Annotated in this window: 18 protein-coding genes; 7 read left to right on the forward strand and 11 right to left on the reverse strand. The window is 68.7% G+C overall.

Annotation, left to right across the window (positions count from 1 at the left end):
* Positions 1-154 precede the first annotated feature (154 nt).
* Positions 155-847, reverse strand: a complete 693-nt coding sequence (gene bioD, locus ABZV44_RS29010) for a dethiobiotin synthase (RefSeq protein ID WP_354842869.1) — start codon at positions 845-847, stop codon at positions 155-157.
* A complete protein-coding gene (locus ABZV44_RS29015; protein WP_354842872.1) occupies positions 844-1,998 on the reverse strand; it encodes an 8-amino-7-oxononanoate synthase in 1,155 nt (384 codons plus the stop codon). The genes bioD and ABZV44_RS29015 overlap by 4 nt, the downstream gene beginning before the upstream one ends.
* Positions 1,999-2,103: 105 nt before the next feature.
* Between ABZV44_RS29015 and ABZV44_RS29020 the strand changes: the two genes are divergently transcribed.
* Positions 2,104-2,397 carry a hypothetical protein gene (locus tag ABZV44_RS29020; RefSeq protein WP_354842875.1) on the forward strand — a complete coding sequence of 98 codons (294 nt, stop codon included), beginning with the start codon at positions 2,104-2,106 and terminating at the stop codon, positions 2,395-2,397.
* 57 nt (positions 2,398-2,454) lie between these two features.
* On the opposite strand, the gene ABZV44_RS29025 is transcribed toward ABZV44_RS29020, so the two are convergent.
* The 4 genes from ABZV44_RS29025 to ABZV44_RS29040 form a co-directional block, all read right to left on the reverse strand.
* Positions 2,455-3,195 carry an ABC transporter permease gene (locus ABZV44_RS29025; RefSeq protein ID WP_354843208.1) on the reverse strand — a complete coding sequence of 247 codons (741 nt, stop codon included), beginning with the start codon at positions 3,193-3,195 and terminating at the stop codon, positions 2,455-2,457.
* Between the two features lie 64 nt (positions 3,196-3,259).
* Positions 3,260-4,069: an ATP-binding cassette domain-containing protein gene (locus tag ABZV44_RS29030; protein ID WP_354842878.1), complete on the reverse strand. Its 810-nt coding sequence runs from the start codon at positions 4,067-4,069 to the stop codon at positions 3,260-3,262.
* On the reverse strand, positions 4,066-4,566 hold the full coding sequence (locus tag ABZV44_RS29035) for a MarR family transcriptional regulator (RefSeq protein ID WP_354842881.1): 501 nt from the start codon (positions 4,564-4,566) through the stop codon (positions 4,066-4,068). The genes ABZV44_RS29030 and ABZV44_RS29035 overlap by 4 nt, the downstream gene beginning before the upstream one ends.
* Positions 4,567-4,621: 55 nt before the next feature.
* Positions 4,622-5,884: an adenosylmethionine--8-amino-7-oxononanoate transaminase gene (locus tag ABZV44_RS29040; RefSeq protein WP_354843211.1), complete on the reverse strand. Its 1,263-nt coding sequence runs from the start codon at positions 5,882-5,884 to the stop codon at positions 4,622-4,624.
* Between the two features lie 200 nt (positions 5,885-6,084).
* Here ABZV44_RS29040 and ABZV44_RS29045 point away from each other — a divergent pair, with 200 nt between their 5' ends.
* From ABZV44_RS29045 to treY, 3 genes are read left to right on the forward strand one after another with little or no spacing between them, the layout of a single operon-like run.
* Positions 6,085-7,056 (forward strand): bifunctional helix-turn-helix transcriptional regulator/GNAT family N-acetyltransferase, encoded by a 972-nt coding sequence (locus ABZV44_RS29045; RefSeq protein WP_354842884.1) that lies wholly within the window; start codon positions 6,085-6,087, stop codon positions 7,054-7,056.
* Between the two features lie 10 nt (positions 7,057-7,066).
* On the forward strand, positions 7,067-9,178 hold the full coding sequence (gene glgX, locus ABZV44_RS29050; RefSeq protein ID WP_354842886.1) for a glycogen debranching protein GlgX: 2,112 nt from the start codon (positions 7,067-7,069) through the stop codon (positions 9,176-9,178).
* 11 nt (positions 9,179-9,189) lie between these two features.
* On the forward strand, positions 9,190-11,598 hold the full coding sequence (gene treY, locus ABZV44_RS29055; protein ID WP_354842889.1) for a malto-oligosyltrehalose synthase: 2,409 nt from the start codon (positions 9,190-9,192) through the stop codon (positions 11,596-11,598).
* A 12-nt stretch (positions 11,599-11,610) separates the two neighbouring features.
* On the opposite strand, the gene ABZV44_RS29060 is transcribed toward treY, so the two are convergent.
* Positions 11,611-12,774: a DUF2235 domain-containing protein gene (locus tag ABZV44_RS29060; RefSeq protein WP_354842892.1), complete on the reverse strand. Its 1,164-nt coding sequence runs from the start codon at positions 12,772-12,774 to the stop codon at positions 11,611-11,613.
* Between the two features lie 188 nt (positions 12,775-12,962).
* Between ABZV44_RS29060 and ABZV44_RS29065 the strand changes: the two genes are divergently transcribed.
* Entirely contained in the window at positions 12,963-13,640 is a 678-nt protein-coding gene (locus ABZV44_RS29065; RefSeq protein WP_354842895.1) for a response regulator, read from the forward strand.
* 66 nt (positions 13,641-13,706) lie between these two features.
* Here the strand turns inward: ABZV44_RS29065 and ilvA are convergent, their stop codons facing one another.
* Both ilvA and ABZV44_RS29075 read right to left on the reverse strand, forming a co-directional pair.
* Positions 13,707-15,062, reverse strand: a complete 1,356-nt coding sequence (gene ilvA / locus ABZV44_RS29070) for a threonine ammonia-lyase IlvA (protein ID WP_354842898.1) — start codon at positions 15,060-15,062, stop codon at positions 13,707-13,709.
* A 124-nt stretch (positions 15,063-15,186) separates the two neighbouring features.
* On the reverse strand, positions 15,187-15,624 hold the full coding sequence (locus tag ABZV44_RS29075; RefSeq protein ID WP_354842901.1) for a nitroreductase family deazaflavin-dependent oxidoreductase: 438 nt from the start codon (positions 15,622-15,624) through the stop codon (positions 15,187-15,189).
* A gap of 86 nt (positions 15,625-15,710) precedes the next feature.
* Here ABZV44_RS29075 and ABZV44_RS29080 point away from each other — a divergent pair, with 86 nt between their 5' ends.
* A complete protein-coding gene (locus ABZV44_RS29080; protein ID WP_354842903.1) occupies positions 15,711-15,935 on the forward strand; it encodes a hypothetical protein in 225 nt (74 codons plus the stop codon).
* A 166-nt stretch (positions 15,936-16,101) separates the two neighbouring features.
* Here ABZV44_RS29080 and dnaE read toward each other — a convergent pair whose 3' ends face one another.
* Together dnaE and ABZV44_RS29090 are read right to left on the reverse strand one after the other, a co-directional pair.
* Entirely contained in the window at positions 16,102-19,656 is a 3,555-nt protein-coding gene (gene dnaE / locus ABZV44_RS29085) for a DNA polymerase III subunit alpha (protein WP_354842906.1), read from the reverse strand.
* Positions 19,657-19,771: 115 nt separating this feature from the next.
* Complete coding sequence (locus tag ABZV44_RS29090) at positions 19,772-21,031, reverse strand: serine hydrolase domain-containing protein (protein ID WP_354842908.1); 1,260 nt, start codon at positions 21,029-21,031, stop codon at positions 19,772-19,774.
* A 179-nt stretch (positions 21,032-21,210) separates the two neighbouring features.
* Between ABZV44_RS29090 and ABZV44_RS29095 the strand changes: the two genes are divergently transcribed.
* A complete protein-coding gene (locus ABZV44_RS29095; RefSeq protein WP_354842911.1) occupies positions 21,211-22,602 on the forward strand; it encodes an alpha/beta hydrolase in 1,392 nt (463 codons plus the stop codon).
* The last annotated feature ends 44 nt before the right edge of the window (positions 22,603-22,646 follow it).

The following is a 22,646-nucleotide window of genomic DNA, read 5'->3' on the forward strand; positions in this document are numbered from 1 at the left end:
CCCCAGCATGGGCAACCACCCGTTAGAAATTCATGAGGCAACCCGCCCGCCACTCGTCATCAGCATCGGGGCCCGCGGTACTTCGCGTCGCCGGCGCGGCTGGCAGACGGCGAGGATTCCGGCTCTGCGAGGCACTGGCCCACGCCACCGATCGCTAGAAGCGGGTGAGGAGGTTGCTCGCGGTCCAGGTCGGGTCGAACCAGGTGGGGGCGGCGGCGGTGAAATCGGGGGCGGGCCAGGAGCCGGCGCCCGAGGGGATGGAGCCGATGAGGTCGACGCCGGTTACGGCGGGGAGGTCGGTGCGGTTGCACTCGGAGGCGAGATCGGGGGTGGCGGGCCAGGATCCGATGACGAGGCCTGCGCAGGGGACGCCGGCGGCGGTCAGGGCTCGGGTGGTCAGTTCGCTGTGGTTGAGGGTGCCGAGGCCGGGGGCCGCTACCAGAAGCACCGAGGCACCGAGTTTTTGGGCCAGGTCGAGGAGGGTGAAGTCGCCGATGCGGACGAGCAGGCCGCCGGCGCCCTCGACCAGGACCAGGTCCGCGTCCGCGCAGGACTCGATGCCGGCGATGGTCTCGGACAGGGTCAGCAGCGGCCGGCCGCAGCGCCGGGCGGCGGTATCGGGGGCCAGGGGCTCCGGGTAGCGGGCCAGTTCCAGGGTGCGGGTGACCCCGCTCAATCGGGTGATTTCGGCGAGATCGCCGGGTTCACCGGGGGCTACGCCCGTCTGGGCCGGCTTGCAGACGGCGACGTCCAGACCTGCGGCGCGGGCCGTCGCCGCCAGGGCCGCGGTGACGATGGTCTTGCCGACGTCGGTGGAGGTGCCGGTGATGAACAGGAGGCGGCTCATGCCGGGACCACCTGCCGCCCACGGGCTTCGGCGAGGACCTCGCCGAGAATGGTTGCGATGGTGGCCAACTCGGCCTCGGTGAGGTCGGCGCGGGCGGTCAGGCGCAGGCGGGAGGTGCCCTCGGGGACCGACGGCGGGCGGAAGCAGCCGACGCTGAGACCGCGGGCGCGGCAGGCCTGGGCGGCGTCATAGGCGACCTGGGCATCGCCGAGGATGACCGGGACGACGGCCGAATCCGGTTGGCCGACACCGGCGATGCGGGCGAGATCGGCGGCGCGGTCGAGCACCCGCTGGGCCATCTCGGGATCGCGGCGCAGCAGCCGCAGGGCCGCGCGGGCCGCGCCGACGGCGGCGGGCGCCAGGCCGGTGTCGAAGATGAAGGTGCGGGCGGCGTCGATGAGGTGGGCGCGGACCCGTTCGCTGGCCAGCACCGCGCCGCCCTGGGCGGCAAAGGCTTTCGAGAGGGTCGCGGTGATCACCAGGTCGGGCTCGCCGGCCAGCCCGCACTCCTGCACCAAGCCGCGGCCGCCGGTGCCGCGCACCCCCAGGCCGTGCGCCTCGTCCACGATGAGCACCGCGCCATTGGCCCGGGTCACCCGGTGCAGTTCGGTCAGCGGCGCGAGATCCCCGTCGGCGCTGAACACCGAGTCCGTCAAGACCAGTGCACGTTCCTCGGTGCGCTCGGACAGCAGGCGGTCCACGGACGCCGGGTCGCAGTGCGGCGCGATCTCCACCCGCGCCCGCGACAGCCGGCAGGCGTCGACCAGCGAGGCGTGGCTGCCCGCGTCCGAAACCACCAGTGCGCCACGGCCGGCCAGCGCGGTGACCGCGCCCAGGTTCGCGGCGTAGCCGGAGGCGAACACCAATCCGGCCTCCGCGCCGACGAATTCGGCGAGTTCGGTCTCGAGCTGTTCGTGCTCGGCGGTGGTCCCGGTGACCAGGCGCGAGCCGGTCGCGCCGGCGCCCCAGTACCGCACCGAGGCGACGGCGCCCTCGATCACCTCGGGGTGGCGGACCAGCCCGAGATAGTCGTTGGAGGCCAGGTCGATGCTCACCGTGTCGGAGGTGCGGGGGCGCAGTTCACGGCGCAGCCCGGCGTCCACGCGCTCGGCGGCGCGCGTGTCGAGCCAGCTCAGGGGATCGGCAGTCACAGCTCGGAAGCATACTTGAACACCGTTCAGGGGGCCATGGGTGTCGGTACACGGCGCTATGCTGGGAAGTCGTAAGGAGGCTGCGCGATGCCACGATGGGCAATAGTGGTCGAGCAGACGACCGGCTTCGGCGACAGCAAAACCTGGAGTCCGAAGATCCTCACAGAGGTGGTGGGAACCCGCGAACAAGCCCTCGCGAAAGTCCCGGACCTCGTCTCGAAATTCCAACCCGATCATCCGAAGTTGATCAGCCGCCGCACCATCCTGCGCGACGGCGACACCTTCATGCTGATCGCCCGTGGCTGGTCCGACGACTATCACTGCGTATTCAAGGTCTGGGAAGTCCTGTCAGACAGTGACAATTCAGACAAGGTGCGCGAAAGACGGGCCAACCGTTGACGGCTCGCACCGCGCGAGCCGACACGGCACCACACCGGTGGCCGAGACCGCGTCGGCCTACCGGACCAACCGGCCCAGCAGGGCCGACGCGGTGGCGACGCCGAGGGTGGCGGCCCCGGCCAGTACACCGAAGTCCAGCCAGAGGTCGGCCTGTGTGCCGATCAGCAGGCCGCGCAGCGCGTCCACCTCGTAACTGAGCGGGTTGACGTGGCTGACGACCCGCAGCCACGTCGGCATGAGGTCCACGGGGTAGAGCGCGTTGGAGGCGAAGAACAGCGGCATGGTGATGGCCTGGCCGATGCCCATCAGCCGATCCCGGGCGCGCACCAGCCCGGCGATGGTCATGGACAGGCAGGCGAAGAAGGCGGTGCCGAGGAAGACCACGGGAACGGTGGCGAGCACGCGCAGCGGATTGCCGGTGAGGGCCACACCCATGAGCAGCGCCACGATCACGATCACCAGGATCTGGGCGATGGCGCGAACGCCTGCGGCGAAACACTTTCCGGCGATCAGCGCGGCTCGTGGGGTCGGGGTGACGAGCAGTTTGGTGAGAATGCCCGCATCGCGGTCCCAGATGATCTGGATGCCATAGAAAATCGCGATGAACAGCGCCGATTGGGCGATCACGCCGGGAGCGAGGAAGTCCAGGTACGGCACCGAACCGGTGGGCAGCGCGTGCAGGCGGGAGAAGGTGGTCCCGAAGATCACCATCCACAGCACGGGCTGGATTGCGCGCGTGAGGACTTCGGTCTGGTCGTGGCGCAGCTTCTGGATCTCCACCAGCGCGAAGGTGCCCATGCGGGAGGCCAGCCGGGGCAGGCGCGCCCAGCCGCGCGGGGCCAGGACCGGCGTGAACGCCGTATCAGCCCGCGCGCCGGGCGGTCCGGCGAGTGCTTCGGACATTGCGCATGTTCCCTTCGGTCACATCGTCGAGGCTCTCCCCCGCGTGATGCCGGAAGACATCCTCGAGGGTCGCCCCGGGGCCGATCCCGGCCTTCAGATCGGCGGGCGAACCGGTCGCGCGCAGCACGCCCTTGTGCAGCAGTGCGATTCGATCGCAGAGCGCGTCGGCCTCGGCCATGTAGTGGGTGGTGAGCAGCACGGTGGTGCCGTAGCCGGCGCGCATCTCGGCGACCCGCTCCCAGACGCTGTCGCGCGCAATGGGATCCAGACCCACCGTCGGCTCGTCCAGCACCAGCAGGGCGGGGCGGTTCACCAGGGCCTGGGCCAGTTCGAGGCGGCGGATCATGCCGCCCGAGTAGCCGCCGGCCAGCCGGTCGGCCACGTCCAGCAGGTTCATGGCGTCGAGCACCTCGTCCACCCGCTCGCCCCGCTCGGCGCGCGGCACGTCGAACAGCCGGGTGAACCAGGCCACATTCTGCCGCCCGGTCAGCCCGGCCTCGATCGAGAGCTGTTGCGGTACATAGCCGAGGTTGTAGCGGACGTCCGCGGCGTGGGCCGTGACATCGAGCCCGAACACCCGGACGCTGCCGGACTGGATGGGCATGAGCGTGGTGAGCAGCTGAATGGTGGTGGACTTGCCCGCGCCATTGGGGCCGAGCAGGCCGAACACCTCACCGCGTTCGATGGTGAGGGTGAGATCGTCGACCACGGTGCTGGTTCCGTAGCGGTGGGTCAGGCCGGCGCATTCGACGGCGGGCACGCTGGTCATCGGTCGCCTCCGCGGGAGTGCTCGCGTTCGTGCAGCAGATCGGTGAGGCGCGTCATGGCCGCCAGACCGTTGCGCAGTTGTGCGCGTTCGGTTGCGGTGAGCTGGTCGAGCGCCTCGGCAACCACGGCGTGCCGTTGCCGCCGCGTCTCGTCGGCGATCCGCTGCGCGTCCGGGGTCAGCGACAGTCGCATCGTCCGCCGGTCCCGCGGATCCGGCTCACGCACCACGAGCCCCGCCTTGACCAACTCGGTCACCAGCGTCGACACACTGTTCGCCGCCGAACCCAGTTCTCCGGCAGCCTCTTTCACCGAGATCCCCGGCCGCCGCCCCACCAGCCGCAAGAACTCCGACTGCGCCCCGGACAGCCCCGGCTCATCGAACGACCGCCCGGCCAACCGGCCAACCTGCCGCCGCAGCCGACCCATCGAGCTGAACAGCAGCGTCATCAGCTCGGCATAGCCGTCGCTTTCGGCGTTCTCCCGGGGAGTCTCGGACACGCTCCCACAATAGCTCTGTTTCAGAGGTATTTCGACCGGAGCGCGAACCCGGTGGTCAGACGGCCGCGGCGGCGACCATGGCGGTGGCGATGCGGCGAATGTCGTCGCGGGTGCTGATAAAGGGCGGCATGCAGTAGATGAGGTTGCGGAAGGGGCGTAGCCAGACGCCGGATTCGACTGCGGCGTGGGTGGTTTTGCGCATGTCCACCGGCTGGTTCAGCTCGACGACGCCGATTGCTCCGAGAGTGCGGACGTCGGCGACGGCGGGGAGGTCGCGGGCGGGGGCCAGGCCTTCCGTGAGGCCGGTGTGGATATCGCGGACCTCGCGCTGCCAGTCGCGCGAGAGCAGTAGTTCGATCGAGGCCACCGCGACCGCGCAGGCGAGGGGATTGCCCATGAAGGTCGGGCCGTGCATGAGGCCGCCGTGCGAGCGGCTGATGGTTTCGGCGATCTCGGTGGTGCACAGTGCGGCGGCCAGGCTCATGTAGCCGCCGGTGATGGCCTTGCCCACGCACATGACGTCGGGCCGGATGCCCGCTTGCTCGGCGGCGAAAAGTGTTCCGGTGCGGCCGAATCCGGTGGCGATCTCGTCGAACACCAGCAGGACGCCGTGCTCGTCGCACAGCCGGCGCAGATCGGCCAGGTAGCGCGGATCGTGGAAGCGCATGCCGCCCGCGCCCTGCACCACGGGTTCCACGATGACCGCGGCCAATTCGTGCGCGTGCGCGGCGAGGGTCCGCTCCAGCTCCGAGACATATTGCGGCTCATAGGCTTCCGGCGGCGGGCCCGCGAAGACCTGCGGAACCAGGACATCTGTCCAGAGCGAGTGCATGCCGCCCTCGGGATCACAGACGCTCATGGGGGTGAAGGTGTCGCCGTGGTAGCCGCCGCGCCAGGTCATCAGCCGGTGCTTCTCCGGCCGCCCCAGCGCCCGCTGGTACTGCAGGCACATCTTCACCGCGACCTCCACCGACACCGAGCCGGAGTCGCAGAGGAAGACCTTGTCCAGGCCCTCGGGCGTGAGCTCGACCAGCAGCTGCGACAACCGCACCGCCGGCTCGTGGGTGAGCCCGCCGAACATGACGTGACTCATCTTCCGCGACTGGGCGAGCAGGGCGGCGTCCAGCACCGGGTGCTGATACCCGTGCACGGCCGCCCACCAGGAGCTCATACCGTCCACCAGTTCCCGGCCGTCGGCCAGGGTGAGCCGGGTGCCGGACGCGGAGGCGACCACCAGCGGCGCGGTGGTGGCCGGGAAACCGCCGTAGGGATGCCACACGTGAGCGGCGTCGAGCGCGGTGATCTCGCCGGAGGGCAGCGCCCCGACAGGCCCGGTCGATGCCGCAACAGTTTCGCTCAGTGCCGCAACAGGCTCGGTCAGTGCCGCAACAGGCTCGGTCGATGCCACGAGAAGTCCTTCGAGGAGCGGGCTTGAACGGCGTTCAAGTTACCACGAACCCGGCCACCCAACCGCACCCCGGGCGTATTCTTTGACTCGGTCAAAGGATTGGAGCCAGCATGGCCGTCGAGACGACCGATCGCCCGGTCGAGGCACAGCAGATCGCCGCCGTCCGCGCCTTCAACCGGCGCTACACCCGCATCATCGGCGTCCTGCAGGGCGAGATGCTCGGCACCGAGTACTCGCTCACCGAGGGCAGAATCCTGTTCGAGCTGGCCCATTTCGGGGCCACCGAGGTGGTGGACCTGCGGCTGGCTCTGGATCTGGACCCGGGATACCTGAGCCGCATCCTGGCCCGGTTCGAAGAGCGCGGCCTGGTCGCCCGCCGCCGATCCGACGCCGACGGCCGGCGGCAGGTGGTGGAGCTGACCGAGGCGGGCCGGGCGGCCTTCACGGTGCTGGACCAGCGCACCCAGGACCAGATCGGGGATCTGCTGGTCCCGCACTCCCCGACGGTGCGCACCCGGTTGGTCGGGGCCATGCGCACCATCGAGCAGATCCTCGACACCGACTCCGAGCCCGATCCCGCCGGCGTGATGCTGCGCGAACCCCGGCCCGGCGACCACGGCTGGGTGATCACCCGCAATGCCGTGCTCTACGCCGAGGAGTACGGCTGGAACGCCGAATACGAGACGCTGGCCGCCACCATCGTCGCGAACTGGCTGAGTTCCCATGACCCGCAACGGGAACGGGCCTGGATCGCCGAATACGAGGGCAGCCCGGTCGGCTGCGTCTACTGCATGCGCGAGGACGACACGACCGCCCGGCTGCGACTGCTACTGGTGGAACCGTCCGTCCGCGGGCTCGGCGTGGGCAGCGCACTGGTCGACGAATGCCTGCGCTTCGCCACCGCGGCGGGATACACCGAGATGGTGCTGTGGACCAACAGCGTGCTGGACTCCGCGCGCCACATCTACCAGCGCGCCGGATTCGAACTGGTGGAATCGAATCCGCACCACAGCTTCGGCGTCGATCTGGTCGGGCAGACCTGGCGGCGGGGACTCGGCGGGGAGGACGATCCGGCCCGCTAGGGTCTGGATCATGTCTCCCGCGACTCCCGGCACCACCGCGCTCGGTGTCTGGCCGGGGACCGCCTATCCGCTGGGCGCGACCTACGACGGCGCCGGAACGAACTTCTCGGTGTTCTCCGAGGTGGCCCGGCGGGTGGAGCTGTGCCTGATCGACGCGGACCACCGCGAGACCCGGGTGCCGCTCGACGAGGTGGACGGCTATGTCTGGCACGCCTATCTGCCCGGCGTCGGGCCCGGGCAACGGTACGGTTTCCGGGTGCACGGGGGCTTCGATCCGGAGCGGGGGCTGCGCTGCGATCCCAGCAAGCTGCTGCTGGACCCGTACGGCAAGGCGTTCGAGGGCGATTTCGGGACCGCCACCGCGCCCTACAACTTCGGGCAGAACTCGCTCGGGCACACCATGACCGGGGTGGTCATCAACCCGTACTTCGACTGGGCCCACGATCGCGCGCCGAAGCGGCCGTACCACGAGACCGTCATCTACGAGGCGCACGTGAAGGGCATGACCGTCGCACATCCGGAGGTGCCGCCGGAATTGCGCGGCACCTTCGCGGGCATGGCGCATCCGGCGATCCTCGAACACCTGCGGGGGCTGGGCGTGACGGCCGTGGAGCTCATGCCGGTGCACCAGTACCTCGACGACCGCATTCTGCTGGACCGGGGACTGCGGAATTACTGGGGCTACAACAGCTTCGGCTATTTCGCGCCGCATCGCGGCTATGCCGCGGGCTCCTCCCCCGCCGCCGCGGTCACCGAATTCAAGACCATGGTGCGCGCCTTCCACGCCGTCGGTATCGAGGTGATCCTCGACGTGGTCTACAACCACACCGCCGAGGGCAATGAATTCGGGCCGACCATCAGCTTCCGCGGCATCGACAATGCCGCGTATTACCGCCTGGTGGACGATGATCCACAGCATTACATGGATTACACGGGCACCGGCAACAGCTTCAACATGCGCCACCCGCATGCCCTGCAGCTGATCATGGATTCGCTGCGCTACTGGATCCTCGAGATGCACGTGGACGGATTCCGCTTCGACCTGGCGGCCACCCTGGCCCGCGAATTGCACGATGTGGACCGGCTTTCCACCTTCTTCGACCTGGTGCACCAGGATCCGGTAGTGAGCCAGGTGAAGCTCATCGCCGAACCCTGGGATGTCGGCGAGGGCGGATATCAGGTCGGCAATTTCCCGGTGGCCTGGACCGAATGGAACGGCAAATACCGTGACACCGTGCGGGATTACTGGCGCGGGCAGCCGGCGACACTGGGCGAGTTCGCCTCCCGGCTCACCGGGTCCTCGGATCTGTACGAGGCCACCGGCCGTCGGCCCGGCGCCAGCATCAATTTCGTGACCGCACACGACGGATTCACGCTGGCGGATCTGGTGTCCTACAACGAGAAACACAACGACGCCAACGGCGAGGGCAATCACGACGGCGAGAACTACAATCGCTCCTGGAACTGCGGCGTCGAGGGCCCGACCGAGGATCCGGAGATCCTGGCCCTGCGCGCGCGGCAATCCCGTAATCTGCTCGCCACCCTGATGCTCTCCCAGGGCACCCCGATGCTGTTGCACGGCGACGAATTCGGCCGCACTCAGCGCGGCAACAACAATGTCTACTGTCAGGATTCACCGCTGTCGTGGATGGACTGGACGTTCATGGACACCAATGCCGATCTGCTCGAATTCACCAGGCGCGCGGTCGCGCTGCGCGCCGCGCACCCGGTGTTCCGGCGGCGCCGCTTCTTCGATCCGGCGCCCGATCCCGACGACCTCGGCGATATCGCCTGGTTCACCCCCGGCGGCGCGGCCATGACCGACGCTGACTGGAAGACCGGCTTCGCCCGCTCGCTGGCGGTGTTCCTCAATGGCGACGGCATCAACGAGCCGGGCCCGCGCGGGCAACGCATCACCGACGACTCGTTCCTGCTGTGCTTCAACGCTCACGACCAAGCCCTGGGTTTCGCCCTCCCCGACGACCGGCACGGTAATGCCTGGTCGGTCGCCCTGGACTGCGCCACGCCCACCGGCCGCCCCGCCGCCGACACCGTCCTCCCCGCTGCGGCAACGGTGCAAGTGCCCGCACGCTGTCTACTCGTGCTGCGCCGTACGGCATGATCGATACCGCCATGACCAGCTCGCCCGAACACCTCACCGGACCCATCGCCCGGCAGACGCCCGTGCGCAGCACCTACCGCCTGCAGCTGCGGCCCGACGCGCTCACCTTCACCGACGCGCGCGCCATCGCCGAATACCTGCAGCAACTGGGCATTTCGCATCTGTACCTGTCGCCCGTCATGACCGCGACACGCGGCTCCACCCACGGCTACGACGTCACCGATCCGACCACGGTGTCGGCCGCGCTGGGCGGGCCGACCGGGCTCAAGGCCCTGGCCGACGAGGTGCGCAGCCGCGGTATGGGACTCATCGTCGACCTGGTGCCCAACCATGTGGCGGTGGCCGATCCGCGGCAGAACCAGTGGTGGTGGGATGTGCTGCGGCAGGGCAAGAAGTCCAAGTACGCCACCTGGTTCGATATCGACTGGACGCCGGGCAATGGCGCCGGCGGGCGCATCGCGCTGCCGGTGCTGGCCGGGGAGAACGATCCGGCGGCGCTGACCGTGGACCGCTCCGGGCCCGAACCCATGCTGGCACTGCACGATCTGCGCTTCCCCATCGCGCCCGGCACCGACGGCGAGAACGCGCTGCGCATTCACGACAAACAGCACTACCGCCTGGTCAACTGGAAGTCGGGGCTGTGCGGATACCGTCGCTACTTCACCGTGGGCGGGCTGGCCGCCATCCGGCAGGAGGAGCCGGCGGTCTTCGAGGCCACCCATCGGGAGCTGGCCGCCTGGTGCGAGCACGACCTCATCGACGGTGTGCGCGTGGATCATCCCGACGGACTGGCCCAGCCCGCCGAGTACCTGCGGCGGCTGCGCCAGCTCATCGGACCGCAGCGGCTGCTGCTGGTGGAGAAGGTGCTCTCCAATCGTGAGCCCCTCGACGCCACCCTGCCCATCGACGGCACCACCGGCTACGACTCCCTCGCCGACATCGGCGGCGTACTCATCGACCCGGACGGCGAGAAACAGCTCACCGACCTGTCACGGCAGTTCACCGGGCACGGCAGCGACCGGGCCTGGTTCACCGAGCAGGAACACCGGATTCGCCGCGCCGTCGCCGAGACCATGCTGGTGCCCGAGGTGCGCCGGCTGGTGGCCGCGGTCAAGCGCGACGCCCGCGCCGACGCCTTCGACACCATGGCGCTCACCAATGCCGCCATCGAGGTGCTGTCGTTCATGCCGGTCTACCGCACCGACTACGCGCCGCTGGCGGGCATGGTCGGGGCCGTCGTCGCCGAGGTCGCACGGCGCAATGCCGAGCTGACCGCGCCGCTGCAGGTGCTGGTGACCGCGCTGGCCACCGGCGGCGAGGCCGCCACCCGCTTCCACCAGGTGGGCGGGGCGATGAGCGCGAAAGCCGTGGAGGACACCATGTTCTACCGCGCCGCGCGGCTGGTGTCGCTGCAGGAGATGGGCGCGGACCCGGCCCGCTTCGGCTGCTCGCCCATCGAGTTCCACCTCGCCAATGCCGAACGCGCGCAACGCTGGCCGGCCGGCATGACCGCGCTGTCCACCCACGACACCAAGCGCGGCGAGGACGTGCGCGCCCGCATCGGCATGCTCTCGCAGGTGCCCGACATCTGGGCGCGCTCGGTCAGCACCTGGGAGGAGATCGCGCCCGGACCCGACGGCGCGACCACACTGTTCCTGCTGCAGAACATGTTCGGGGTGTGGCCCGCCGACGGCCGCCCCGCCGCGGCCGTGCCCGGGCTGCGCGAGCGGCTACATCAGTTCGCGGAGAAGGCGGTTCGCGAGGCCGGCACCCAATCCTCCTGGGAGGAACCGGATGTCGAGTTCGAGACGGCGGTGCACCGCTGGATCGACACCGTCATCGACGGACCGGTCGGGGCCGAGCTGGGTGAGTTCGTGGCCGATCTGGCCGGCCACGCCTGGACCGACGCGCTGGCGCAGAAGCTGCTGCAACTGTGCGGCCCCGGCATCCCGGACGTCTACCAGGGCTGCGAGCTGTGGGAGGACTCGCTCGTCGATCCCGACAACCGCCGCCCGGTGGACTTCACCCACCGCTCCCTGCTGCTGCAATCCCTCACCGGCACACCGGATCTCGACCCGACCGGTGCGGTCAAGATGTGGATCGTGGCGTACGCGCTGTGGCTGCGCCGGGAACGCCCCGACTGCTTCGTCGGCGGCGCCTACATCCCGCTGTTCGCGGCCGGCGACCGCGCCCAGCACCTGCTCTCCTACGCCCGCGGCCGCACCGGGGAGACCCCCGAGGTGATCGTGGCCGTCACCCGGCACAGCATCCGGCTGGACGAGGCGGGCGGCTGGGCCGACACCGTGCTGGATCTGCCGCAGGGACACTGGACCGACCGGCTCACCGGCCATACCTTCTCCGGGCGCGCACGGCTGGAGAAGCTGTTCGCCCGGCTGCCGGTGGCCCTGCTGGTGCGCTGAGCGGCCGGCCGCTCAGGCGGCGGATTCTTCCGGACCGCCGTCACCGGCAGCGCGTGGCACCTGGTCGACGGGCTCGATGAGATCCGGCGGCACCGGACCGCCCCGATGCTCGCACCAGCGGTGAATATTCGCCGGGCGGTAGCCCTTCCGGTCCGGGACGCTGGCGGCCAGGAAGCTGTCCTGGTCCTCGGGCTGCAACAGCTTGCGCCAGGAATCCCAGTAGAAGCGCGGGCTGCGCCAGCCGGTCGCCAGGCGGGCGTAGTTCAGCACCCGGAAACTCAGGCTCAGCGAATCGTGCAGGTGCGTGGCGTCGAACGGGCAGCTGCTGAGCAGGGTGTCGAGGCGGTCGTGATCGAAGGCCAGTCCCTCGGCCTCGGCCTCGGCGATCATCCAGCGCAGGGTGATGTCGGACAGCCCGCAGTCGGCGTAGCCGCCGCCGATATCGCTGTGCACGCCCTCGAACCAGACCTGCTTCACCCGGTCGGGACGGTCGTAGAGCTCGCGCTGATCGGCGGGAATCTCCCACAGGCAGGGCTCGAAGGCGCGCCGCCGCTCGTCGATGGCCAGGGCCTGACGCGCGCACAGCACGATGCGCGAGAGCCGCACATCGTGGAAGCTGTGCAGCCACGAGGTGATACCCGGGACGCCCATCGCGCCCACGGTGTCGAAGACGCCGAGGAAATTGATGACCGGCCTCTGGGGGTGGCAGTTCGCGGCGCGGAAGGCCGCCCACTCCGGCGGATCCGGATCGTCGGGGTTCTTCTTGCGGGTCTTGTAGATCCCCAGCGCCTTCGGGTACTTACCCCCGATGATGGCCTCGTAGGTCAGGATTCCGAGCCGGTTGATCATCCCCGCGAGGCTGCGGGCGGTGTACGCGCCCCGGCTGAAGCCGAAGATGTAGATCTCGTCCCCGGGCTCCCAGTTCAGGGCCAGCTGCCAGTAGGCGGCCGACAGATTGGCCTCCAGGCCCAGACCGAACGCGCCGCCCAGCACCTTGTCGGACATGAAGCCACGCGAGCCCGGACCCGAGACGTAGTTGATGCGCTGACCGACGGACTTCCCCTCCTTGTCCGTCCCGGTCAGCTTGACCGCTTCCGCGATCTTCACGATGTTCGACACCGTCGAGCTCGACTCGGCCTTCCAGGTGCCGTCACAACACACGACCAGCCTTTTCATGAACGTCAGCCTCCCGCCCTGACCGTTCGGTTTCACGCGTAGTGAACTACCCGATCATCGCGCCCGGGCCACGCGGTCGTTAACCGCGGCGCGTGCCCCCACAAGTGCCCCTCCCACGGCGTTAACGTCCCGCGCTCTCCAGGCGATCGCTCACGATTCGTTCACGATCCCTATGGCACGGTGGCGGCATGTCCGACGATGGAGTGAGCGCCCGCAGCGTATGTGTCCTGGTGTGCGAGGACGACGAGCGGCTGGGCGAGCGAGTCGCGGACGGACTGCGGGCGGCCGGATTCATCGTCGATCTGACCCGCAATCTCACCGACGCCGCCGAGCACTGCGGGGTGCGGATCTACGACTGCCTCATCGTCGACCGCGGGCTACCCGACGGCGACGGACTGGAACTGGTACGGCGGCAACGGGAATCGGGTGATCGCACCCCCGCACTGCTGATCACCGCGCGCGACAGCCCGGCCGACCGCCGCGAGGGCTATGCGGGCGGCGCGGACGACTATCTGGCCAAGCCATTCTCACTGGGCGAGCTCGCCGCACGGGTGCGGGCCCTGTGCTCGCCCCGGCGCTCGCCGCACTCGCCCGTGCTCACCATCGGGGATCTGGTGGTGGACCGAATACGCCGGCGGGTGCGCCGCAGCGGAATCCTGCTGACCATGACCACCCGCGAATTCTGCGCGCTGGAACTGCTGGCCGCGCGCGCCGGAACCCTTGTCACGCCGGCCGAGATCGCCGCCTTCTGCAGCGATTCGACCTCGACCGCGGGCGTGGACGAGGTGATCACGCGCCTGGACCGCAAGCTGGGCCGGCCGCGGATCATTCACAGCTCGGCGGCGGGATATCTCCTGCACGCCTGAAAGCCCCGCCGGGGCAACCGGACCCGTGTGATCCCGAACGAGGGGTCGGATCACACGGGTCACCGGTCAGGTCAAATACCGGTAGGCGGGCGAGTTCGGATCCAGCCGCTCACACTGGATCGGCGACTTGTCCATCCGCCCGAGCAGCGGCTCCAGGCCCTCCGGGGTACCCAGTTCGATGCCGACCAGGGCGGCGCCGGTTTCGCGGTTGTTGCGCTTGACGTACTCGAACACGGTGATGTCGTCATCGGGCCCGAGGACCTCGTCCAGGAAGCGACGCAGCGCGCCGGGCTCCTGTGGGAAGTCCACCAGGAAATAGTGCTTCAGGCCCTGATGCACCAGCGAACGCTCGATGACCTCGCCGTAGCGGGAGACGTCGTTGTTGCCGCCCGAGAGCAGCACCACCACCGTCGCACCCGGCTCGATCTCGACCTCGCGCAGCGCCGCCGTCGCGAGCGCGCCCGCCGGCTCGGCGACGATGCCCTCGTTCTGGTACAGCTCCAGCATGGCGGTGCAGATGGCGCCCTCGTCCACGTGAATCATGCGGAAAGAGCCTGCGCCCGAACCGGTTTCGGTGCTGGTCAGCAGGGGCAGCGAGGCGTGCGAGCGGACCTGGCCGCCGAAGCGCACCACCGCCTGGTAGCCGACTCCGCCGACCCGGCGCACGGCGGCGCCGTCCACGAACGGGTCGATCTCGGGCAGCGTCACCGGGCCGCCGGCCACCAGCGCGGCCGTCATGGACGCCGCGCCCGTCGGCTCCACCGCGAGAATCGCGGAGTGCGGCGACCGCTCCCGCAGATAGGTGGCGATACCCGCCAGGCAGCCACCGCCACCCACCGGCACCACCACCAGATCGGGCTCGCGGCCGAGCTGTTCGAGGAATTCGGCGGCGATGGTGCCCTGCCCGGCCGCGGTGCGCGGATCGTCGAAGGGCGGGACCATGGTCGCCCCGGTGCGCTTCACATCGTCGGCGGCGGCCGCGGCGGCCGCGTCGAAGGTGTCGCCGACGGCGATGAGTTCCACGAATTCGCCGCCGTGGACGCGGATTCGGTCGCGCTTCTGCTTCGGGGTGGTGGTGGGCACGTAGATGCGGCCCGTGACGCCCATGGCCTTACAGGCGAAAGCCACGCCCTGCGCGTGGTTTCCGGCGCTGGCGGTGACCACGCCCGCGGCCTTCTCGGCGGCGGTCAGCTGCACCATGAGGTTGTAGGCGCCGCGCAGCTTGTAGGAGCGGACGGCGGTGAGGTCCTCCCGCTTGAGGTAGACCTCGGCCCCGGTCAGCGCCGACAGCCGCGGAATTCTTTGGAGCGGCGTCGGCTCGATAATGTCCGAAATTCGCTTCGCGGCCGCATCGATCTCGTCCGCTGTCAACTCGGGCAGCGAACCGGACACTCTCTCGGCGATAACAAGCGGATCAGACACCCGAACATGCTAGCTGGGAGCATGCGGCGGGCCTGCAGCAGCGCCACGAAAAGGTCCCGGTCATGTCGGACCGGGACCTTCTCTCACCGGCCGCCGTGCTTCCCGGCGATACGGCGGGCGGCGCTCAGGGGCGCGGGGTGAGGACGAACAGCGGGATCTGGCGGTCGGTCTTCTTCTGGTACTCGGCGTAGTCGGGCCACACCTCGATGGCCCGCTTCCACCAGAGGGCCTTCTCGTCGCCGGTGACCTCGCGGGCGTCGTAGTCCTTGACCACGTCCCGGTCGCGCAGTTCCACATGCGGATCGGCCTTGACGTTCCAGTACCAGACCGGGTGCTTGGGCGCGCCGCCCAACGAGGCGACCACCGCGTACTCGCCGTCGTGCTCGATCCGCATGAGCGGGGTCTTGCGGAGCTTGCCGGACTTGTTGCCGCGGGTGGTCAGCAGAATGATCGGCACACCTTGCAGGAGGTTGGCCTCCGCGCCTCCGGAGTTCTCGTACTGCTCGGCCTGCTCTCGTGACCAGTCGGACGGGCTGGGTTCGTACTCTCCGATAAGTGGCATGACCTGGGTAACCAAGCACGGTCCTGTGTTGTTCCCGACAGAGGTTTCGGTTGCCCGAACTTTGTATCACCGTCTACCCTTACCGTATGGCAGTGGTTCACCCTACGGACACCGAGCAGCCCCGCTCGCACGCTTCCGTGGACATCGCCGGGACGGCATGGCCGGTCTACAAGCTGGAAGCCTTGTTCGCCGGTGTGGTGGTCTGCCTGACACTCGCCCTGATCACCGGATCGGTGCAGGCCGCGGTGCTCGGCGCGACGGTGATCGCGGCGCTGCGCTGGATCATCGGCGGGGCGCGCAACCTCCGCTGATCCGGACCTTCCGGCTCCCGGACCTATCGGTCCACGGTCGGCAGCTTCACCATCGGTAATCGCGACGAGTCCGTCAATCGCATCGTCGGCGACCCACCTGGCTGTGACAACACGTGTGCCCCCTCGCCGAGACGAGGGGGCACACGGTGCGACGGGGGTATCGGGATCAGACCGCGCCCAGGCAGCCTGGGCCGAGGAGGGCCTTCAGGTCGCCCATGAGGGCCGAGGAGGGTGAGACCCGCAGGTTGTCGGCCACCTTCAGCATGGTGGTGCGATCCCGGGAGCCGACGTGCTTGATGTGCACGTTCGCGGTGCCCGGATGCCGGGACAGCACCCGCTTGAGCTCGCCGATCTTGTCGGGGGTGCACAGCCGGGTGGGGATGACCACCGACAGCGGCTTGTCCACGCCGATGGACGAAAGGTCCGGCACCACAAGGTCGTTGGCGATCAGGGAGACGCGGTCGTCGCGGGCGCTGACGCGGGCCTTGACCAGGACGATGGCGTCCTCGGTGACGTCCATGCCGTAGACGGAGTAGGACTGCGGGAAGAACAGCACCTCGATGCCACCGGTGAGGTCCTCGAGCTGGGCCGAGGCCCAGGGCAGCCCGTTCTTGTTCACGCGGCGGGTGACGTTGGCGAAGATGCCGCCGATGGTGACCTGCGCGCCGTCCTTGATATCGCCCTCGAGAATGGCGGGGATCTGGGTGTCGGACTGGGCCGCGAGGACGTGCTCGACGCCGTTGAGCGGGTGCCCGGACACGTAGAGGCCCAGCATCTCCCGCTCCAGGGCGAGCTTGTGCTTGGTCTCCCATTCCTCGTCGGGGACCTTCACATTGAAGACGCTGGCAATGGACTCGTCGGCGTCGTCGAGGCCGCCGAAGAGATCGAACTGGCCGATGGCCTCGGCCTTCTTGGTCGACATGACCGCGTCGATGGCATCGGAGTGCACCAGCAGCAGGCCCTTGCGCGGATGCCCGAGCGAGTCGAAAGCGCCTGCCTTGATGAGGGATTCGGTGACCTTCTTGGTGCAGGCGATGGCGTCGATCTTGTTCAGGTAGTCGGAGAAGTCGGTGAACTTCGACTTCTCCTTGCGCGCGGCGATGATCGAGGCCACCACGTTCGCGCCGACATTGCGCACCGCGCCCATGCCGAAGCGAATGTCGTTGCCCACCGAGGCGAATTCGAGCTCGGACTCGTTGACGTCGGGCGGCAGCACCTGGATGCCCAGGCGGCGGCAGTCGGCCAGATAGACGGCGGCCTTGTCCTTGTCGTCACCGACGGAGGTGAGCAGACCGGCCATGTACTCGGCGGGATAGTTGGCCTTCAGGTACGCGGTCCAGAACGACACCAGGCCGTAGCCGGCGGCGTGCGACTTGTTGAACGCGTAACCGGCGAACGGGAGAATCGTGTCCCACAGCGCCTTGATGGCCGGCTTGGTGAAACCGTTCTCCAGCATGCCCTTTTCGAAGCCCTCGAATTCGGCCTCGAGGACTTCTGCCTTCTTCTTACCCATGGCGCGGCGCAGAATGTCGGCTCGGCCGAGGGAGTACCCGGCCACCTTCTGCGCGATCTGCATGATCTGCTCCTGATACACGATCAGGCCGTAGGTATCGCGCAGGATGTCCTTCAGGGGCTCTTCGAGCTCCGGATGGATGGGCTTGACCTCTTGCCGCCCGTTCTTGCGGTCGGCGTAGTCGTTGTGCGCGTTCATGCCCATGGGGCCGGGGCGGTACAGCGCGAGCACGGCGACGATGTCCTCGAAGCCGGTGGGGATCATGCGGCGCAGCAGGTCTCGCATGGCGCCACCGTCGAGCTGGAACACGCCGAGGGTGTCACCACGCGCGAGCAGTTCGTAGGTGGCCGGGTCTTCCAGGGGCAGGGTGTCGAGGTCGAGTTCGATGCCGCGGTTGGCCTTGATATTGACCAGCGCGTCACCGATGACGGTGAGGTTGCGCAGGCCCAGGAAGTCCATCTTCAGCAGGCCGATGGCCTCACACGACGGGTAGTCCCAGCCGGTGATGATGGCGCCGTCCTGCGCGCGCTTCCAGACCGGGATCGCGTCGGTGAGCGGTTCGGACGACATGATGACCGCACAGGCGTGCACGCCCGCGTTGCGGATCAGACCCTCGAGACCACGTGCGGTCTCGTAGATCTTGTTGACGTCCGGGTTGGTGTTGATGAGCTCACGGACCTCGGCGGCCTCTTTGTACCGCTCGTGCTCGGGATCCATGATGCCGGAGAGCGGAATGTCCTTGGCCATGATCGGCGGCGGCAGCGCCTTGGAAATCTGGTCGGCGATGGCGAAGCCCGGCTGGCCGAACTGCACGCGGGCCGAGTCCTTCAGCGCCGCTTTGGTTTTGATCGTGCCGAAGGTGATCACCTGGGCGACCCGGTCGCTGCCCCACTTGTCGGTGGCGTAGCGGACCATTTCACCGCGGCGGCGATCGTCGAAGTCGATATCGATATCGGGCATGGACACGCGCTCGGGATTGAGGAAGCGCTCGAACAGCAGACCGTGCGGAATCGGGTCGATGTTCGTGATGCCCATGGCGTAGGCGACCAGCGAGCCGGCCGCCGAACCACGGCCCGGGCCGACATTGATGCCGACCGAGCGGGCATAGGTGATGAGGTCACCGACGACGAGGAAGTAAGCGGGGAAGCCCATTTCGTTGATGACGCCGAGCTCGTACTTGGCGCGCGAGATGTACTCCTCCGGCGGCCCGCTCGGGAAGCGCCGGTCCAGGCCGACCATGACCTCGTGCTCGAGCCAGGTGGCCTGGGTGTGGCCCTCGGGCACCGGGAAGATCGGCATCCGGTCGCGGTGGGCCCAGACGTCGTCGTAGGACTGGACGCGCTCGCCGATCAGCACCGTGTTGTCGCACGCGCCGGGGACTTCCGCGTCCCAGATGGCGCGCATCTCCTCGGCGGACTTCAGGTAGTAGCCGGAGCCGTCGAACTTGAAGCGGGTCGGGTCCGAGAGCGTCTTGCCGGTCTGAATACACAGCAGCGCTTCGTGATTGGACGCGTCGTGCTCGTGCACGTAGTGGCAGTCGTTGGTGGCCAGCGGCGGAATGCCCAGCTTCTTGCCGACCTCGAGCAGGCCCTCGCGCACCCGGCGTTCGATGGACAACCCGTGGTCCATGATCTCCAGGAAGAAGTTCTCCGGCCCGAAGATCTCCTGCCACTTGGCCGCGGCTTCGAGGGCCTCGCGTTCGTGGCCCAGGCGCAGCCGGGTCTGCACCTCGCCCGAGGGGCAGCCGGTGGTGGCGATGATGCCCTCGGCGTGCTCGGCGATGATGTCGGCGTCCATGCGCGCCCACTTGCCGAGCTGACCTTCGATGGAGGCCAGACTCGACAGCTTGAACAGGTTACGCAGACCCGTCGCGTTCTCGGCGACCATGGTCATGTGGGTGTAGGAACCCGAACCCGAGACGTCATCGCTCTTCTGCGACGGGTCGCCCCACAGCACGCGCTTGGTGTTGAACCGGGACTCCGGCGCGATGTACGCCTCGATGCCGATGATCGGCTTGATGCCCTGCTTCTTGGCGGAGTTGTAGAACTCCGACGCGCCGTACATATTGCCGTGGTCGGACATGCCGACGGCGGTCATCCCGAGCCGTGTCGCCTCTTTGAACAAGGGCGTGATCTTCGCCGCGCCGTCGAGCATCGAGTACTCGGTGTGGTTGTGGAGATGGACGAATGATCCCGACGAGGCTGACACCCGGACATACTATGCGGCCCCACCGACGAGTTCCGAAGGCACGCGGTGGTGATCACTCGAGTCGGCGTGGCGGACTCCGCGTGTCGTGTGCGACGTCACGCGGCGCGGCCCGCGACTATGCGACCGAAGCGGCAGCGGGCAGGGCGGGGGTAGTGGTGCGGCGCGCCGCGTTGGCGCCCCGCACCACCAGCGGCAGCACCCATGCCGACGCGAGTTGGTCCAGGCTCATCGACCCGATGCCGAGCCGATTGTGGACGAAGCCGACCGACAGTCCCAGGCGGGGTTCGGCCCAGCCGAACGATCCGCCCAGACCGATGTGCCCGAAGCCCGCGTGGGCTCCCGGAACGGGCAGCGAGTGATAGCCCATGTGCCACATCATCGGGATGTAGAACAGCGCACGGTCGAGCCGGTAGCTCTCCACCTGCCGCATGGCCCTGATGGTTTCGGGCGAGAGGAAGCGGCGGCCCTGGTGCATGCCCCCGTTGGCGAGCGGGTCGTACACGGTGGCCAGGCCGGTCGCCGTGCAGACGCCGTTGCCCGCACCCAGTTCGGTGCGCAGGATGGGCGGTTCGTCGCCTTCCAGCAGCTGGTCCAGGCCGGGCAGGAACAGCGCGCGGGCGACCGCGCCGAGTGGACCGGGCAGCGAGTAGGCCCGGCCCAGCACCAGCGAGGCATAGTTGGTGCCGACCGCCGACAGCTTGTTGCCGTGCAGCAGGGCGGCGCTGGTGCGCGACCCGGGCGGCGGGTTGCCCAGGTGGATGCCCTCGGTGCCCAGCGGTTCGGCGACCTCGGTACGGAACAGCTCGGCCATGCCGCGGCCGGTGACCGCGCGGGCCAGGCCCGCCAGCAGCCAGCCGAAGGTGAGGGCGTGATAGGTCGGGATGCCCAGCAGATGATCGGGTTTGGCGGCGGCCAGGTGGTCTTCCATCATGCGGTGGTCGAGCACGTCGTCCAGGCCACGGGCGATCTCGGGCAGCCCGTACAGCCCGGCCCGGTGGGACAGCACCTGCCGTACCGTGATCCGCCCCTTGCCGTTGGCGGCGAATTCCGGCCAGTAGCGGGCGACCGGGGCGTCGTAGTCGATGAGGCCGCGATCGGCGAGCCGGTGGATGACCGTGGCCGCAATGCCTTTGGTGGCGGAGAAGACGATGGCGCCGGTGTCGGCATCCCATGGCCGGCGCGGCCCGGCCTCCCCGATCCAGATCTCGACCAGCGGTTCCCCGCGCAGGTGCACCGTGAGCGCACCCCCGGCGCCCGGGCGACCGCCGACCATCCGCGCGAAAGTGCGCACCAACGGACCGAATTCAGCGGCCGCGTAGCCGCCCACCGTGGCCGGCAGGTCCATGAGACCCGGCGGGGAAGCGTCATTGCTCACGAATTCCACGGTACGAGCGCCGAGTGACACCGGCAATGACGAAACGGAGAGAGTTACTCCCGTTGGCCCAGTGGTTATTCCGGGTGTCCGGGTAGTGACACCGGCGTTATCGGAGCGAGCCTTTCCGAGATCAAGGCGAGTTCCCGGGAGTGCCGGCGAGGGCTGCGTAGGCTGTCGCCATGCGAAGGGCGTGGTCGTTGGTTCCGGCGGTACTGCTCGTGATCGCCCTGGCGCTGACCGGGTGTTCGTCGTCGAAGCAGGAGGCCGCGCCCGCCGGCCTGACCGGGGACTGGCACGGAAGCATCGAGATTCCCGACCATCCGCTGGCCGTGGGGGTCAGCTTCACCGGTGGGGACCAGGCCACCATCGACATTCCCGCCCAGGGTGTCGAGGCCGCGCCGCTGAGCGGGGTGAAGAACGATCCCGACGGCGTGGCCTGGACCATCACCAAGATTCCGGGCAATCCGTCGTTCCAGGGCAAGTACGACAAGGGCTCCGACAGCATCCAGGGGCGGTTCAGCCAATCCGGCCAGACGTTTCCGCTGAACCTGACGCGCGGCAAGGTCGAGGGCCCGCCGCGCCCGCAGGAGCCGAAGCCGCCGTTCCCGTACAAGTCCGAGGACGTCAGCTTCCCCAGTGCGGACATCACCATCGCCGGGACGCTGACCGAGCCGAACACCGGCGGGCCGTTCCCGACGGTCGTGCTGATCAATGGCAGCGGGGCCAACGACCGCAATGAGGAACTGCTGGGTCACAAGCCGTTCCTGCTGCTGGCCGACACCCTGACCCGCGCGGGTTACGCGGTGCTGCGCACCGACAAGCGCGGCGTCGGCAAGACCGGCGGGCACCTGGACACCTCGACCTACCAGGATCTGACCGACGACATCGGCGCCGGAATGGCCTTTCTGCACGGGCGGCCGGAGATCGACGCCAAGCGGATCGGCCTGCTCGGGCACAGCGAGGGCGGGTATCTCGCGCCGCTGTACACCATGCGGCCGGACAGCGGAGTGGCGTTCGTGATCATGATGGCGGGGCCGGCGGTGCCGGGCTCGGATGTGCTGGTGGAACAGAATCGGCTGATCCTCACCGCGCAGGGGGCCACCGCGGAGCAGATCGCTCAGCAGGTGGCGTTCAACTCCACGCTGTCCACTCTGCTGCGCTCCGGGGATCTGGAGGCCGCCAAAACCTATGTACGACAGCACAATGACAGCCTGCCCGCCGACAAGAAGCTGTCCGAGGCGCAGATCGACGAGCTGGTGACGCCGTACATGGCGGCGCTGGTCGGCTACGACCCGGCCCCGGCGCTGTCGGCACTGCGGGTGCCGGTGCTGGCCATTTACGGCAGCAAGGATCTCCAGGTGCCCGCGGCCCAGAACGAGGGCCCGGCGCGCACGCTGCTGGCCGCCGATCCGGATGCGACCGTGCACGTCTTCGACGGGCTCGATCACCTGATGCAGCCCGCCGACAAGGGCACGCCCGACGAGTACGCCAAGATCGAGACGACCATCGATCCGCAGGTGCTGACCTTCGTGACGGATTGGCTGACGCAGCGATTCCCCATCGCACACTGACCGATTCATCCTTGCCCGAAGCAGTGGCGTACGCGCGATCCGGT

The sequence above is a fragment of the Nocardia sp. NPDC004860 genome, assembly GCF_040609015.1.
In the GTDB taxonomy this organism is placed as follows: Bacteria; Actinomycetota; Actinomycetes; order Mycobacteriales; family Mycobacteriaceae; genus Nocardia.

Coding starts and splice junctions, on each gene's coding strand:
- ABZV44_RS29075 (WP_354842901.1), bottom strand. CDS start 15,624: ATGCCACTTATCGGAGAGTACGAACCCAGCCCGTCCGACTGGTCACGA.
- ABZV44_RS29080 (WP_354842903.1), top strand. CDS start 15,711: ATGGCAGTGGTTCACCCTACGGACACCGAGCAGCCCCGCTCGCACGCT.
- ABZV44_RS29045 (WP_354842884.1), top strand. CDS start 6,085: ATGGCCGTCGAGACGACCGATCGCCCGGTCGAGGCACAGCAGATCGCC.
- treY (WP_354842889.1), top strand. CDS start 9,190: ATGACCAGCTCGCCCGAACACCTCACCGGACCCATCGCCCGGCAGACG.
- ABZV44_RS29060 (WP_354842892.1), bottom strand. CDS start 12,774: ATGAAAAGGCTGGTCGTGTGTTGTGACGGCACCTGGAAGGCCGAGTCG.
- ABZV44_RS29095 (WP_354842911.1), top strand. CDS start 21,211: ATGCGAAGGGCGTGGTCGTTGGTTCCGGCGGTACTGCTCGTGATCGCC.
- ABZV44_RS29065 (WP_354842895.1), top strand. CDS start 12,963: ATGTCCGACGATGGAGTGAGCGCCCGCAGCGTATGTGTCCTGGTGTGC.
- ABZV44_RS29025 (WP_354843208.1), bottom strand. CDS start 3,195: ATGGGCACCTTCGCGCTGGTGGAGATCCAGAAGCTGCGCCACGACCAG.
- ABZV44_RS29030 (WP_354842878.1), bottom strand. CDS start 4,069: ATGACCAGCGTGCCCGCCGTCGAATGCGCCGGCCTGACCCACCGCTAC.
- glgX (WP_354842886.1), top strand. CDS start 7,067: ATGTCTCCCGCGACTCCCGGCACCACCGCGCTCGGTGTCTGGCCGGGG.
- bioD (WP_354842869.1), bottom strand. CDS start 847: ATGAGCCGCCTCCTGTTCATCACCGGCACCTCCACCGACGTCGGCAAG.